The sequence below is a fragment of the Mycobacterium sp. TKK-01-0059 genome (genome assembly GCF_000709305.1).
GTDB lineage: Bacteria > Actinomycetota > Actinomycetes > Mycobacteriales > Mycobacteriaceae > Mycobacterium > Mycobacterium intracellulare.
The window spans coordinates 476556-492141 of record NZ_KL446994.1; the positions used below are offsets into that span (position 1 = coordinate 476556).

Below are 15586 nucleotides of genomic sequence, written 5' to 3' on the forward strand. Positions count from 1 at the left end.
CCGCCCGCGCCTGCGTGGCCGCCTCCTCAGCCTGCGCCGCCGCCGACGTCATCCACGCGATATACGGCTGCACCGCTTGGGCCATCGTCGCCGACGCCGCCCCCAACCACTCCTCACTACTGAGCGCGGTCACCACCTTCTCGTAAGAAAGCGCCGCCGAATTCAACTCCGCCGCCAACGCACTCCACGCCGACGCCGCAGACACCAACGAACCCGACCCCGGACCCGAATAAATCCGCGCCGAATTGAACTCCGGCGGAAAAGCCCCGTAATCCAACATCATTGACTCCTTAACCCGTCGCGGCCGCGTTGGCCGTCTCAGTCACCGCGTACGACCCGGAGCCGGTGCTCAGGGTGTTGACGAACGTTTCGTGGATCGCCGCCGCGGGTGCGCTGACGGCCTGATAAATCTGTGCGTGCGCGGCGGCCTGCGCCGCAGGCACCTCCGGGATGAGGTGGGTCATGGGGCATCGCCTCCGTCTGTCGAGGTATCCATGGGAGTCATCCGGCCGAGGGTGGGCGCGTCAGCACGCTGTAGCGGAAGCCGTATTTGTTGACGTAGCCGGCGGCGGCGCCCCGGCGCCCCAGCGACCCGGCGGGCATGCCCCGCAACAGCCCGTTGGCCGGACCGGTGGTTCCCGTCGCGGCGGCCTGGACGGGGGTGGCCTCCATCTCCGAGATCGTCGCCTGGTTGACGGCCGAGGTCAGCGTCGCCCAATGCTGGGGCACCGACAACGCCCCGACCCGCGCGGCCTGCCCGGCACCCGCGGTCACCCCGCTGAGGTGGGCGGCTCCGCCCCCCAGGTTGCCCAGACCAAGGTTGGCGAACTGCGGTGTGGGGAACCATGCACCACCGGCACCCGCCGTGCTACCACCGGGACCAAACGTCAACTGCTGGGCGATCGACGACGCGAACTGCCCTATGCCGTTCGAGAAGTACGCCAGACCCGTCGTCCGCTTCAGGATCGTGTCGTAGACCGTGGGATTGAGCCCCAGGAGGTCCTGGAGTGAGGTCGAGACCCCGGTCGTCGACCCCTGGGCCGACGCGTTGGTCGCCGTGGCCTGCACCTGCATGGCTTGAGATGCATTCAGCGACAACGCTTGTGGCGAGGCCAGCTGTGACGTGCTTTGCGCGGTGTTGCCCGCCGGCTCGGCGACGGCCTTCGCCACCGCGGCGGCCTGGTTGCTTGCCGCGTCCGGCGTCGAGGTTTTCGGCGGCGGCGCGAACGGGGCCAACTCCGAGGCCATCGCCGACGATGCGGCGTAGCCGTACATCGCCACGGCGTCCTGGGCCCACATCTCCATGTACTGCGCCTCGGTGGCCGCGATCGCAGGCGTGTTCTGCCCGAAGAAGTTCGTCGCGATCAGATTCGCCAGCAACACCCGATTGGCCGCGATCACCGGCGGCGGCACCGTCATCGCAAACGCCGCCTCGAACGCCGCCGCGGCCACCCGGCCCTGACTGGCGGCCTCTTCGGCCTGCGCGGCCACCGCGCTGAGCCAGCTGATGAACGGGGTGATCGCCGAGATCATCGAGATCGACGCCGGCCCCACCCATGGCCCACTGATGAGCTCCGTGACCACCGAGTTGTACCCGTTGGCCGCCACGCCCACCTCCGCCGCGATCTCGTCCCACGCGGCGGCCGCGGCCATCATCGGCCCCGAGCCCGGACCCGCATACATGCGACCTGAATTGATTTCGGGCGGTAACGCACCGAAGTCAAGCACCTATCCTCCTCAGTCGGCCGAGCCCGCAGGCGATTTCGGCTGTCACTTGGGAATCAGTGGTGGCGGTAATCACGGCTCTGTAAACGACCCCACCGGTCGATGGCTGCGTCCGCGGGAGCCCGTCAGCGGCCGTTCGGTCCGCGACTCGGCCGGCCGGGCGGGCCGGTGCATGCTGACCAAGGGGCTGCGTCCGGAAAGGTGATCTGCCACCACGCTTCTCGGACTTCTGGTCAAAAACGACATGCACCTTCTGCCTCGGCCAATCCCGTTTTCAGCAACCGGGCGACAGCTCCATGTCTCCGAACTGCCGCCCGGCACTGAGATTAGTTCGTTATGGGGCAAACGCCGACACGCAAAGGCCGCTGTTTATCAATGGCCAACCACTGTTCATTCCCGGTCGGCAGCAGTTCATATAGGGCAACGGTTTGTTCATTCACCGTTTGCTTGCACGGCGCGGTACCGCGGCCGTCCGGCGGCGTCGTTGCGCCGTCAGTCCTCGTCGAGGATCAGCGCCATCTCGGGGCAGGATGCGACGCCATCGCGAGTCACCTGCTCGTCTTCGGGCCGGACGTCGCGCTCCTGAAGAATTGAATAGCCGGACTCGTCAATGGGAAAAAGGTCGGGGTCGACGGCGTAACACTGGGCGTGGCCCACGCATTTCGACTGCTCCAGGCGAACCCTCACGAAGTTTCCTCCCTAGGCGGCCCGATACGGCGCTTCACGGTCCGATACCCAGATTAGTCGGTCGGTAAAGTATCGAGGATGTTCGCCATCAAGGACGGGCGCTCAATGGCTCGAATGGGCTCGGGTGTTCGGATCCTTGTTCCTTTGCCCCCCATGCAATATTGATGCGCCCCCAGATGTTGGTGCCGGCATGAGCGACGGCCAATACGGCTCGTTTCACTTACCCCGGCTGGATGTCGACAAGTTGCCGATGAGCGCCGACCGCGGGCTGGGGTGGAAGACGCTGCGCGACGCGGGGCCGGTGGTGTTCATGAACGGCCACTACTACCTCACCCGCCGCGAAGACGTGCTGGCCGCGCTGCGCAACCCCAAGGTCTTCTCCTCGACGGTGCTGCAGCCACCCGGCCACCCGCTGCCGGTGCTGCCGCTGGCTTTCGACCCACCGCAACACACCCGCTACCGCAAAATCCTGCAGCCGTATTTCAGTCCGCACGCGCTGAGCAAGTCTCGTCCCGCGCTGGAGCGTCACGCCCGCGACATGATCGGCGCGCTGGTCGGTCGGGGCGAGTGCGAGGTGATGGCGGATCTCGCGAGCCTGTACCCGTTTCAGGTGTTCCTGGACCTCTACGGCCTGCCCCTCGAGGATCGTGATCGCCTGATCGATTGGAAAGATTCCGTCATCGCCGACAAGCCGTTCCTCACCCAGGCCGATATGGCGAAGGGCCAGCAGCTGCTGCAATACCTGGTCGACGCCATCGCGCAGCGCCGGCAAAACCCCGGCTCGGACATGTTGTCGCAGGTGATGACCGGCGGCGGCGACTTCAGTGACATCGAGCTGCTCGGCATGAGCCACCTGTTGATCCTCGCCGGCCTGGACACGGTCACCGCGGCGATCGGATTCTCGCTCTTCGAATTGGCGCGGCGGCCGCAGCTGCGCGCGGAGCTTCGCGACAACCCCAAGCAGATCAGGGTTTTCATCGAAGAGATCGTCCGGCTGGAACCGTCGGCGCCGGTGGCTCCGCGGATCACCACCGAGTTCGTCGAAATCGGCGGCATGACGTTGCCGCCGGGCACCTCGGTGCGGCTCTGCATGGCGGCCGTCAACCGCGACGACAGCGACCCGATGTCCACCAACGAGCTCAACATGGACGGGAAAGTCCATCGGCACTGGGGTTTTGGCGGCGGTCCGCACCGGTGCCTGGGCTCGCACCTGGCGCGCATCGAGCTGACGGTGATCGTCGCGGAGTGGCTCAACCGGATCCCGGATTTCGAGCTGCCCGCGGACTACTCCCCCGTGATCAATTACCCGTCAAAGAGTTTCGCGCTCAAGGAACTGCCGCTGCGCTGGGGCTGAGCCCGGGGTATTTCCCGGGCCGCCCCGGCGCGGCGGCCGGCTCCTACTTGCGTATCTCCGTCGCGGCGACCTGAACGAACACGCCGGTGTCCTCAGCCATCAGCAGGCCGCGGCCGCGAGGCAGCGGACCGCCCTTCATCTTGCCGCGAATGAATCCCTCGTCGGGGTCGGCGTCCATCACCAGCAGGGGCGCGTTCGCCTGGGCCAGCGCCCGCAACATCGGGTCGCTGCCCGCCGACGACCAACCACCGAACGTCCGGGTGACGATCACGTGCAGGCCGACGTCGGCGGCCCGGGTCACCCACGGTGCGGCCTTGTGCAGCGGCGAATCGAAACCGGCTGGCAGCTGCTGGATGTCGTCGACGATCAAGAAGATCTCCGGTCCGCTCCACCACGACCGCGACAGCAACTCTTCGGCGGACAGACCCGGCGGTGGCTCGCGGCCGGCCAGGACCGCGGCCAGTTCGCCCATCATCGCCTGCACGCCGTCGAGGTTGTAGGCGAACTTCTCCACGTAGTCCGAACCCAGCGTGGTCAGCAGCTGACGCCGCGGGTCCACCAGCCACACCTGCGCCGAGGGTTGCCCCGCCGGCGGCTGCGGGGCGCTGGTGGCTCCCGGCGCGTACAGCCGCCCGATCTCGGACATGATGGTGGCCAGCGTCGTGGTGCGCCCACATTCGCGGCGGCCGGTGACCATCAGGTGCGCGTTCTCGGCGAAGTTGAGGTAGACCGGCGACAGGTCCAATTCCGAGATGGCCCAGGCGATTCCGCCCGCACCGACGCCCTGGCGGGTGTCCTGGGCGGCAATCTCGCGAAGCTGATCGATGCCGAACGTCGCCGGCAGCCGGCGCACCGGCGGGGCCTGGCCGCTCGCGACCCGGCTGACGGCTTCGACGATGCTGTCGGACTCGAACCGGTTGTCCGGCGTGCTCGCCAGCGCGGGCCGGGCCACGAGCGTGTGCAGACCGGACTGCGGGTCGGCGTCGAGGCGGACGTAGTTGACCGCGACCATGCCGCGACCCGGCTTGACCGGAACATCCTTGGCGAACCGGGACCGCACCAGCTTGGCGTCTTCGACGGCGGCCAGCCGCAACTCGACCCGGGAGCCGAAGCCGCTGCGCACCGGCGGCCGCAGCTCGGATTCGCGATCGGCGGTGACCACCACGTGCACCCCGAACGAGGGGCCCTGGTTGATGATCACGTTCACCTGCTCGATCAGCACCTCGTTCTCTTCGGCCAGCGCCCGGTAGTTGTCCACCACCAGGTAGACGTCGCCGAACCCGTCATTGGGGACCGGCCCGGGCTCGCCGCCGAACCTGCGCCGGCGGAACACCTCCATCGAGGCGATCCCGTACTCGAGGAAGGTGCGCTTGCGCTCCCGCACCAAGGCGAGCAGCTCGGCCACCGTGCGGCGCACGCCGTACGGGTCGGTCGGACCGGCCACCTCGCCGACGTGGGGCAGCCCGGCGACCGTGGTCAGGGCGGTGCTGCTGTAGGCCAAGCAGTAGAACTGGATCTGCTCGGGCGTGTGGGTCAGCGCCGCCGCGCAGATCAGGGTCTGCAGCGCGGTGGTTTTGCCCGAGCCGCCGGCCCCCAGGATCAGGACGTTGGCACCGGGACCGGACGTGTCGACGGTCCACGGCGGCTGGTCGTGCTTGAACGGGCGGTCGATGATCCCGATCGGGAAGACCAGATCCTGCGCGGTGCCGTAATCCTGCTGCCACGGGCGGCCGAGGAACCGGTTCACCAGCTCGTCGATGGCGACGGGCTGGTTCAGCGGCGGCTGCCACAGCCGGTAGGGCTGGAAGTCGATCTTGCGCAGCTGATCGATGATGACCGTACCGACCTTCGGCGTCCGGATCCCTTCGACGTCGTCGTCCGGTCCCTCGATCTCCGGCAGGTCGCCGTCGGTGGGGATGGTCGGGGTGTTGACCTCGGGCCCCCCGACGCTCACCTCCAGCGGGGTGAACGAGTTGGTGAACAGCTGCGGGCGGACGTAGTCGATGCTGTGCACCAACGCCGGCGCCTCGTCCCCGTCGTCGGTGAGGCCGCGCGGAAAGTAGTCCCGCCAGAGGAATTCGGCCTGGAACCGGACGATGTCCTCCAAGCTGCGGCGGAAGTACCCCAGGCCGGCCTGGGCGGGCAGGTTGACCGCGTTCGGCACGCCGGCCGCCTGCGCCGCGCCGGCGGTACGCGCCTTGAGTACCAGCCGGTAACCCATGTTCTCCATGAGCTTTTCGGCGCGGCTCTCGATGGTCTGCGACGCCATCATCAGGTGGATCCAGTAGGCGCGGCCCTGACGGCCGATCGAGTCGAGGACGTCGACCGCCGTCGGCATGATGCGGAACCATTCGTAGAACTCGTCGATGACGACCACGAGCATCGGCAGCGGCGCCATGTCCTGGCCACGCGCCCGCATCCGGCTGCGCACCGAGTTGTATTCCTTGGCGTCGTCGACACCCGCGCTGTCGCAGATCGCCTTACGACGCGCGATCTCCCCCCACAGCGCGTCGAGGAAGCGCTCCATCAACGCCTGGTCCTCTTCCAGGTCGGTGATGATCCGGGACACGTGCGGCACCCCGGCGAACGGCTTGACCGCCGACCCACCCTTGAGGTCGGCCAGCACGAACTGCAGCTCCTCCGGCGGGTGGCTGAGCATCAGCGATTCGATCACCGTCCGCACCAGGGTCGACTTCCCCGAACCCGTCGTCCCGGACATCACGCCGTGGGGGCCGTCGCCGCCTTCGTCGAGCGACTTCATGTCCAGGAACAACAGCTCGCCGTTGTCGGAACGCACACCGAACGGGGCCCGCAACCGCGACCGGCCCATCGAGTCGTTGCGGCTGCCCCACAACGCCTCGAAGTCGATGTGGCCGGGATCGTCAATTCCGTAGTAGGACATGATGTCTCGGGCGCCGATGTGCGCCACCCGCTGGCCGATCTCCTCGTACGCCTCGGCGAGCCGCCAGCGCGCCAGCTTCTGCGCGAACTCCTCCGCCTCGGCGACGCTGATGTGGTCGGTGAGGGCGAAGAACCACGGCTTCTCGTCGATCACCATCCAGGTGTCGCGGTCGCGGGGCAGCGCCTCGATCACACCCATCTTGTCGAACCGCAGGGTCCGCTCCGGCACGGCGCTCCACATCGGCGAGCCGGTGAGATCGAAGAACGTCACCCCGTCGACGCCCTCGCCGCTGATCACGTACTCCCATTGGGGGTCAACAGCGTCGGCGATGATCACCGTGTGCGGCGTCGGGGTCTGGGCGGCGGAGCTGGCGTGGCGGGGGGTGAAAGACCCACGGCCGGCGAACAATTCGGCCTGCTCGGCGGCGAACTCGCGCACCGAGCTGTACACCATCCGCGCGTTGCCCGCCGCGTCCTGGCGGCGCGGATCACCGAAGTGGGGCAGCCATTTCACCCAGTCCCATTCGTCCACATCCGAACTGACCACGATCATCCGTACATGGTCGGGGCCGTGGGAGAACGCCAGCTGGCAGACGATCGCCCGCATCAAACCCAGGACCTGCTCGCGGTCCCCGGCCAGCGAGTACCAGGGTTCGACCAGCACCGAGATCATCTTGGGCAGGTTGTAGACCACGCTCTGATAGCGCCCGAACTCCTGAAGCGCCTTACCGGTCACCGGCTCGAGCTCGATGTCGGTCGGCATGTTCTGGGGCTCACCCCAGGTCACCTCGGGACGTGTCATGCCGACGCCGACACGGACGACGCCGAAGTTGAGGTCCTTGCCGTCGGGCTTGCGTTCCCACATGCGCGAGGATCCGACCGCGGCGGCCAGCGTGGTGGGCGCGGGGTGGAACCACCGGTAGTTGGCGTCCATGCTGTCGGCCGACTCGTGGGCGGTCTCGCGCAGCATGTCGAGCATCAACATGAACTGGGCGCGCATCGAGTCCAGCTTCGGCCGGCTCATCTGCTGCTGGCCGCCGAACCGGCCGCCGAACATCATCATCGCGACGCCGCCGATCATGAAGATCGGGAAGATGGCGCCCGCGCCACCGAACACGTGCGAGCCGCTGGCGAACGTCATGCCGACCATGCCGATCAGCAGGCCGACCACCAGCACACCGACCACCACCAGCCACCAGGGCTTGCCCTCCGGCGGCGGAATGCTCAGCGGGGTCGGAAGGACGATGTTCTCCGGCTTGATGACCGGGGGCTTCTCCGGTGTCGGCCGGGCAAATCCACGTTTCACTTCGGTACCGTCAACTCTCCTGGGGACATATCCATCGGCAGCGTGTCGTGCTGCACCAGCGCATCCGAGCGCGACAACGTCGGCCCCTGCGGCAGCAGCCGCAGCGCCACCCACGGCGCCAGGGCCGGTTTCGTCTTCAGGCCCAACGCTTCTCGGACTTCACGGGTGTCGTCGACCCCGAACCGGGCGCCCGCGTCCGTGAGCCACCACAGCGATTCGGTGGTCTTGGCACCGGGATCGTTTCCGGTGACGGCGACGAAGTTCGCGTAGTCGGGCCCGAAGAACACCTGGTCGGCTTCGCGGCCGGTGGTGTCGGCCTTGACCAGCGACACCACCCGGTTGACGTCCTTTTGCTCGACCGGGATGGTCGCGCCGGAGATGACCTGCACGCGGGCCCGGTTTTCACCGGAGGTCTTCTGCCACCACCAGCAGGTCGCCGGGTTCTCGCGGATGTCCATCACGTTCAGGGGCGCATCCGGGTAGGACGACAGGTCCAGCTTGTTGACCACCGGCATCTTCGCCAACGCGGACGGTTCCACCGTCACGGGTTTGGTGTTGCCCGGTCCGGCGTTCTGCAGGATCTGGGCCACCAACGGCGGCAGCGTCTGCACACCGTCGGCCAACACCAGCGAATACTGTTGCGGCCCACTGATTTGCGGGGTGACGATCACCGTTCCGATCGGTCCGGGCGCCCCCGGGAACGACGCGCCGGCGCCCGCGTTCTGAATCTGGGGCACCGTCAGTTCCGGACCCACCGGCAACGCGTCGTAGAGGGCGCGGCTCATCGGCTTGGCCATGCTGACCTGCTCGGGGGTCAGGCCCAGCGGCAGCAGCACCGACCGGTTCGCGGCGTCGATGCGCGAGCGGCGTCCGTCGCGGATCACCCAGGCGTCGCCGCCGTAGTTCAGCACCACCGCGTCCGTCCCGGTCAGCACCCGCCGGTGGTGGCTCAGATCGGGATTGCCGTCGATGACCGTGACCGTCACGCCGGACGGGGCGCCCGCGCCGGTCGAGTTCGCCACGGTGTCGCAGACCAACCACGACGAGGCGCCCGGGCTGGTGGGGTGGAAACTCGACGGCGCACCGGGGATGCCCACCATCGGGCCGCGCGGCAGGCTGGCGACCTGGCTCGACCGAACCAGGTGCGGATTGTCCGGGCGGCCGGTGATCAGCCGCGCCGACGCCAGGTTCAGCGCGGGATACAGCCGGTCCCCCACCCGGACGTACAGGGCGCCGGAGTCGCGGTCGGCGATGATCGGCGACTCGTTGATCTGGCCGGCCGGGCTGATGAAGGAATAGAGCAGCGCGCCCAGGCAGATCACCAGCGCGGCCGAAATCGATGCCACCACGGCGAGGTTCTGTCGCCGGCCGGGCTCGACCTCCATGCGCACGCGCCACCGGGTCAGCGCTATCGCGGTCCGGCGGGCAAGGAACTGATAGCCGGTGACCTGGGTCCGCGTCGACAGCCCAAGGCCGTACCCCGACCCGCGCTGCCCGCGACTCTCTTCCGCCACTAATTCACCATCCGGGTTGCTCGAACGCCTGGATTCGGCCCCTCCGAACCGATCCAGCGCGAATTACATGACAACGGTAAGGCACCTGCACGGACCTCGCCATGCGGCGCCGACGCGCATTCACTTCTGCCTCTGCTCACCGCGCCCGGATCCGGCCCGTTCACCGCGCCGGCGCCCCCGCGCGGACGGCCCCGACCGGCGCGGTTGAGCTGGCAGTTTCTGTTCCCCCACGATCAGCCACCGAATCCCCTCACGGCATCGTAGTGGCCCATCGCGCCTGCGTCCTGTCGAGCGCGCGGGGCGGGCCACCGACGGGCGGGGCAGATGAACGGAAGGCGACCGTCCAGCAAAGAAAACGCCAACTTGCGTCGGGTCCGGGTCGCCGGTCGGCGAATCCTGGCAGCAAGATGGCCCTATGACCGAACTCGCACCGTCGCTGATCGAACTCGCCCGGAGGTACGGCATCGCGACGGAGTACGAGGACTGGAGCGGCAGGCGGGTGCGGGTGTCCGAGACGACACTCAAGGCCGTGCTGGCCGCGCTCGGCGTCGCGGCCGGCGACGAACAGGAACGCAACGTCGCGCTCACCGCCAAGCTGCGGTCGCACTGGGCGCGGCGGCTGCCGGCGACCATCGTCGGGCGCACCGGTGAGCAGATTCGGTTTTGGGCCCACGTCACCCACGGTGCTCCCGCCGAGGTGTGGTTGGCGCTCGAGGACGGCACGGTGCGCGGCGACGTCGCGCAGATCGACAACTTCACCCCGCCGTTCGACCTGGACGGACGCTGGGTCGGCGAGGCCAGCTTCCTGCTGCCCACCGATCTGCCGCTGGGGTATCACCGGGTGCACCTGCGCTCCGGGGACTCCGAGACCAGCACCGCGCTGATCGTGACGCCGGATTGGCTCGGGCTGCCGGAGCGGCTCGGCAACCGTCGCGCCTGGGGCCTGGCCGTTCAGCTCTACAGCGTGCGGTCCCGGCAGTCCTGGGGCGTCGGGGATCTCACCGATCTGACCGACCTCGCGGTGTGGTCGGCGTCGCGCCACGGCGCCGATTACCTCCTGGTCAATCCGTTGCATGCGGCGGCGCCTCCGGGTCCGAAGGGCCGGATGGAGCCGTCGCCGTACCTGCCGACGTCGCGGCGCTTCGTCAATCCGATTTATCTTCGCGTCGAGGCGATCCCCGAATTCGCCGACCTGGGCAAGCGCAGCCGGGTCCGCCGGCTGCGCGCGGACGTCCAGGAGCGCGCCGGCCGCGTCGACACCATCGACCGCGACAGCTCGTGGGCGGCCAAACGGGCCGCCCTCAAGCTGCTGCACGACCAACCGCGGTCGGCGGGGCGGGAGCTGTCCTACGCGGCGTTCCGCGACCGGGAGGGCCGCGCGCTCGACGACTTCGCGACCTGGTGCGCGCTGGCCGAAAAATACGGCGATGACTGGCATTGTTGGCCCGAAGCGCTACAACATCCCGACGCGTCCGGGGTCGCAGACTTTGTCGAAAAACATTCCGACACCGTCGATTTCCACCGCTGGTTGCAATGGCAGATCGACGAGCAGCTCGCCGCGGCCCAGTCCCAGGCGATCCGGGCCGGAATGTCGTTGGGCATCATGGGAGACCTGGCCGTCGGCGTGCACCCCAACGGCGCCGACACCTGGGCGCTGCAGGATGTGATGGCGCTGGGCGTGACCGCCGGGGCGCCACCGGACGAGTTCAATCAGCTCGGCCAGGACTGGTCGCAGCCGCCGTGGCGGCCGGACCGACTGGACGAGCACGAGTACCGGCCCTTTCGCGCGTTGATCCGCGCGGTGCTGCGGCATGCCGGCGGGGTGCGCATCGACCACATCATCGGGTTGTTCCGGCTCTGGTGGATCCCGCGGGGTGCACCACCCACCGAGGGCACCTACGTCCGCTACGACCACGAAGCCATGATCGGCATCGTCGCTCTGGAGGCGCACCGGGCCGGCGCGGTGGTGGTGGGCGAGGACCTCGGCACGGTCGAGCCGTGGGTGCGTGACTACCTGTTGTTGCGCGGGCTGCTGGGCACGTCGATTCTCTGGTTCGAGCTGGACCGCGACGGGAACGGCGGACCACTGCCGGCCGAGCGCTGGCGGGAGTACTGCCTGTCCTCGGTCACCACCCACGACCTGCCGCCGACGGCCGGCTACCTGGCGGGCGACCATGTGCGGCTGCGTGACGAGCTGGGTTTGCTGACCCGGCCCGTCGCCGAGGAGCTCGAGTCCGACCGTGCCGAGTTGGCGGCGTGGCTGGCCGAGTTGCGCCGGGTGGGGCTGCTCGATGAAGGCGAAGACGACCCGGAGCGGGTCATCCTGGCGCTGTACAAGTACCTGGGCCGGACGCCGTCGCGGCTGCTGGGGCTGGCGCTCACCGACGCCGTCGGTGACCGCCGCACCCAGAACCAGCCCGGCACCACGGACGAATACCCCAACTGGCGGGTCCCGCTGACCGGCCCGGACGGGCGCGACGTCCTGCTCGAAGACGTGTTCACCGATCCCCGGGCCGCCACGCTGGCCGAGGCCGTGCGCGCCGCGATCGCCCCGGCCGCCTCGGAAAGCTCGGCCAGCGTTCAAAGCGCGGCCCGCTGAGCGCGCGACCGGCCGGCTTGTTAGCTTCACCAACCATGAAGGTCTCAGTGGTGGCCCCGGTCGCCGACGGCGTCACCGCGGACCCCGAGTGGATGGTGGCCTTCGCGCGCCACCTCGAAGCCTGCGGATTCGAATCGATCGTCGCCGTCGAGCACACGGTCCTGCTCACGCGCTACGACAGCGTCTATCCCTACGACAGTTCCGGGCGGGTCGGGCTGGCCCCCGACTGCCCCATCCCGGACCCGCTGGACCTGCTGGCGTTTCTGGCCGGCCACACCACCAGCCTCGGGCTGGCCACCGGGGTGCTGGTGCTGCCCAACCACCACCCGGTGGTGCTCGCCAAGCGGGTCGCCACCGTCGACGCCCTGTCCGGTGGAAGGCTGCGGCTGTGTGTGGGCGTGGGCTGGCTCAAGGAGGAGCTGCAGGCGTGCGGCGCGGATTTCGACAATCGGGGCAGGCGGGCCGACGAGCAGCTGGCGGTGCTGCGCGCGCTGTGGGCCGACCGACCTCAGGGGGCGTCCTTCCACGGTGAATTCTTCAGCTTCGACAATGTGATGAGCTATCCCAAACCCGTTGCCGAGGAACGGTTTCCGGTGCACATCGGCGGCCACAGCCGAGCGGCCGCACGCCGTGCGGGGCGCTTAGGCGACGGCTTCCAGCCCCTTGGCGTCACCGGTCCGGCGCTGGCGTCGCTGATCGGGCTCATGCGCGAGGAGGCATCGGCGGCAGGCCGCGATCCCGCGGCACTGGAGGTGTCGCTGGGCCACAGTGTCACCAAAATCGACGCCGAGCGCGCCGCGGGCCTGGTCGACCAGGGCGCCGACCGGCTGGTGCTGGCCATGCCGCCGACCGCCGACCTCGAGGAGGCCAAGGACGCCCTGTCGGCGTGCGCGCAGCGGCTGTCGCTGGTTTCGTGAACCGATGACGCTTTCCGCCGACGAGCGAATGGCGCTCAGCGATGTGGTTCACCGGTACGCCGCCCACGTCGATGACCGCGAATTCGGCGCCGTCGCAGAACTTTTCACCACCGAGGCCGAGTTGGTCGTGCCCTCGCCACCGGCCGATCTGTTGCCGACACATGCGCATCGCGGCCGCGACGCCATCGCGAGGGCCGTCGGGGCCGTGGCCGCGGTCGCGCGCACCGAGCACGCGATCGTCGGCGAGGTCTACGAGGCGGCCGGGCGGCGGGGGTCCGCGCGCGGGCGCGTCGCGTGCGTCGCCCACCACTGGAACCCGCGCGGCGACGAGGTGGTCGATGTGGTGTGGCACCTGCGCTACGACGACGCATACGAGCTGACGGCCGCCGGCTGGCGGATCGCCCGCCGCGCGCTGACGATCAACGCCCTCGAGACGCGCCCGGTGCGCCGGCTGTTACCGCGCGACACCGCCTAGCCTCGTCTGCTAGGAGGTTGGGAGAGAATTCACAGCAATCGCCAAGGCGCCGTGTTTGCGGAAAGAATTGAGCGTTCCGTAGGCAGTTGCGGCAACCGCCGTCCGAGGCGGAGCGGATTCCGCCCCCTAGCAACTGTTGCCGACGATCACACGACGGGACACGCGGCGCCACGACGGATTTTTTCCAATCAAACTTGGATTTATCCAGGTGTTTTGGTGTATTTTCAACCCCGTGACGCATGCCGAAAGCAAACGTATTGACCCGGTGGGGAACGGCTCAGTCTCGACGTTGGCGGTAGGCACGCCGCTGACATCCGATCCTGGTTATCGGCACGAGATCCATACCGCCCACGACACCATCGATGTCGAGGAATACGGCGGCGGGTTCGATCTGACCAGGCGGGCGACCGCCCCGAAGTTGCGCGTCGGCCGTGACCGGTGGTTCAACCTTCTGTGGTTGATCCCGATCGGCTTTGGGCTGCTGATCGCGTCGGTGGCGATCGGCAAGGGCCTGCACAACGTGCCGGCCATTCAGTCGTTCATCGCGCGCTACCCCGGGACCGACCCGCACAGCGGCGCCCCCACCGGCCTGCCCGCGTGGATCGGTTGGACGCACTTCTTCAACCTGTTCATGATGATGTTCATCATCAGGACCGGAATCCAGATCCTCTGTGACCATCCCCGGCTCTATTTCAGCCGCAACGCCACCCCCGGCAAGGACGAGTGGCTGCGGGTCGGGCCGCCGGTTCCCGACGACGAACTGTGGACCGCCAACGCCGACACCGTCGCCCTGCCGCCGCAGCTCGGGCTGCCCGGATTCCGGCACTCCATCGGGCTGGCCCGGTGGTGGCATCTCGGCGTCGACGTGTTGTGGCTCCTCAACGGGGCGGTCTTCTACGTGTTGCTGTTCACCACCGGACAGTGGCGTCACATCGTGCCGACCAGCTGGGACGTCTTCCCCAACGCCGCATCGGTCGCGATTCAGTACATGTCCCTGGACTGGCCGACCGACAACGGCTGGGTCGCCTACAACGGCCTGCAGCTGCTGTCGTACTTCACCACCGTCTTCATCGCCGCCCCGGCCGCGTTGATCACCGGCCTGGGGATGTCGCCGGCGCTGTCGCAGCGGGTCCACTGGCTGAGCAAGCGCCTGAGCATCCAGCACGCGCGCTCGCTGCATTTCGTGGTGCTGGTGTACTTCCTGTTCTTCATCCTGGTGCACGTGACGATGGTGTTGACCACCGAGGCACTGCGGAATCTCAACCACATGTTCGCCGCCCGCGACGACAACAGCTGGATCGGATTCGGGATCTTCTCCCTGGCGATGGTCGTCACGGCCGTGGCCTGGGTGTGGGCCACCCCGTTCACCATCAAGCACCCGCGGGTGGTGCAGCGCGTGGGTTACGCGCTGGTGGGTCCCTTCCAGCGGATGCTCGAGCAGCTGGACCCCAAGCCCGGCGCGTTCACCGAAAAGGACATCTCGCCGCACCACTGGCGCAACGGCCGCCTGCCCGAGACCGTCGAGTACAAGGAGCTCGAGCGCGACGACTTCAAGAACTGGCGGCTGAAGGTCTACGGCCTGGTCGAGCACCCGATGGAGTTCTCGCTCGACGACTTGATGGCGCTGCCCTACCACGAGCAGATCAGCCAGCACTTCTGCATCCAGGCGTGGTCGGGCGTCGCCAAATGGGGTGGCGTGCAAATGAAGACGATCATGGACATCGTCAAGCCGCTGCCCGAGGCGAAGTGGGCGGTGTTCTATTCGATGGGTCTGGGCGCCACGGGGGGCATCTACTACAACGCCCATCACATCGGTCAGATGGACCACCACATGACGATGCTGGCCTACAACATGAACGACCAGCAGCTGCCGTACATGCACGGCAGGCCGCTGCGGCTGCGCAATGAGCTGCAGCACGGATTCAAATTGGTGAAGTGGATCAAGGGAATCGAATTCGTCGCCGACTACCGTGACATCGGAAGCGGGTATGGCGGCTACAGCGAGGACCACAAGTACTTCGGGCGGCACCAGACCCTGTAGCGGCCGTCAACTCCGCCAAGTCGTTTGTCCAGCCGGTGTTTTGGGTAGCTCCACTGCATCGGCCGGA

At 68.0% G+C, this 15586-nt stretch carries 10 protein-coding genes and 1 pseudogene; 5 read left to right on the forward strand and 6 right to left on the reverse strand.

Translation table 11 applies throughout. The annotated features are described in order from the left end of the window. The 4 genes and pseudogenes from K883_RS21475 to K883_RS21490 form a co-directional block, all read right to left on the reverse strand. On the reverse strand, positions 1-283 hold a 283-nt coding region (locus K883_RS21475; protein WP_036455791.1), incomplete at its 3' end, for a PPE domain-containing protein. Between the two features lie 7 nt (positions 284-290). Next, a pseudogene (locus tag K883_RS21480) lies at positions 291-440 on the reverse strand (PE domain-containing protein); the annotation flags it as partial. Between the two features lie 61 nt (positions 441-501). Continuing rightward, entirely contained in the window at positions 502-1728 is a 1227-nt protein-coding gene (locus K883_RS21485; RefSeq protein ID WP_020822622.1) for a PPE family protein, read from the reverse strand. 489 nt (positions 1729-2217) lie between these two features. Then, positions 2218-2412 (reverse strand): ferredoxin, encoded by a 195-nt coding sequence (locus tag K883_RS21490; RefSeq protein WP_009954154.1) that lies wholly within the window; start codon positions 2410-2412, stop codon positions 2218-2220. Between the two features lie 190 nt (positions 2413-2602). Between K883_RS21490 and K883_RS21495 the strand changes: the two genes are divergently transcribed. Then, a complete protein-coding gene (locus K883_RS21495) occupies positions 2603-3766 on the forward strand; it encodes a cytochrome P450 (RefSeq protein ID WP_020822623.1) in 1164 nt (387 codons plus the stop codon). Between the two features lie 43 nt (positions 3767-3809). On the opposite strand, the gene K883_RS21500 is transcribed toward K883_RS21495, so the two are convergent. Further along, positions 3810-7973: a type VII secretion protein EccC gene (locus tag K883_RS21500; protein ID WP_020822624.1), complete on the reverse strand. Its 4164-nt coding sequence runs from the start codon at positions 7971-7973 to the stop codon at positions 3810-3812. After that, positions 7970-9487 (reverse strand): type VII secretion protein EccB, encoded by a 1518-nt coding sequence (eccB, locus tag K883_RS21505; RefSeq protein ID WP_036455793.1) that lies wholly within the window; start codon positions 9485-9487, stop codon positions 7970-7972. Before eccB ends, K883_RS21500 begins: the two co-directional genes overlap by 4 nt. A 415-nt stretch (positions 9488-9902) precedes the next feature. Here eccB and malQ point away from each other — a divergent pair, with 415 nt between their 5' ends. From malQ to K883_RS21525, 4 genes are all read left to right on the forward strand, one after another. Then, the gene (malQ, locus tag K883_RS21510) at positions 9903-12086 is read left to right on the forward strand and encodes a 4-alpha-glucanotransferase (protein ID WP_020822626.1); all 2184 of its coding nucleotides are present in this window, start codon (positions 9903-9905) and stop codon (positions 12084-12086) included. Between the two features lie 35 nt (positions 12087-12121). Beyond that, positions 12122-13003 (forward strand): LLM class F420-dependent oxidoreductase, encoded by an 882-nt coding sequence (locus K883_RS21515; protein ID WP_020822627.1) that lies wholly within the window; start codon positions 12122-12124, stop codon positions 13001-13003. A 4-nt stretch (positions 13004-13007) separates the two neighbouring features. Further along, positions 13008-13478, forward strand: a complete 471-nt coding sequence (locus K883_RS21520) for a nuclear transport factor 2 family protein (protein WP_020822628.1) — start codon at positions 13008-13010, stop codon at positions 13476-13478. A gap of 265 nt (positions 13479-13743) precedes the next feature. Next, the gene (locus K883_RS21525; RefSeq protein ID WP_036455795.1) at positions 13744-15519 is read left to right on the forward strand and encodes a molybdopterin-dependent oxidoreductase; all 1776 of its coding nucleotides are present in this window, start codon (positions 13744-13746) and stop codon (positions 15517-15519) included. Positions 15520-15586: the final 67 nt, after the last annotated feature.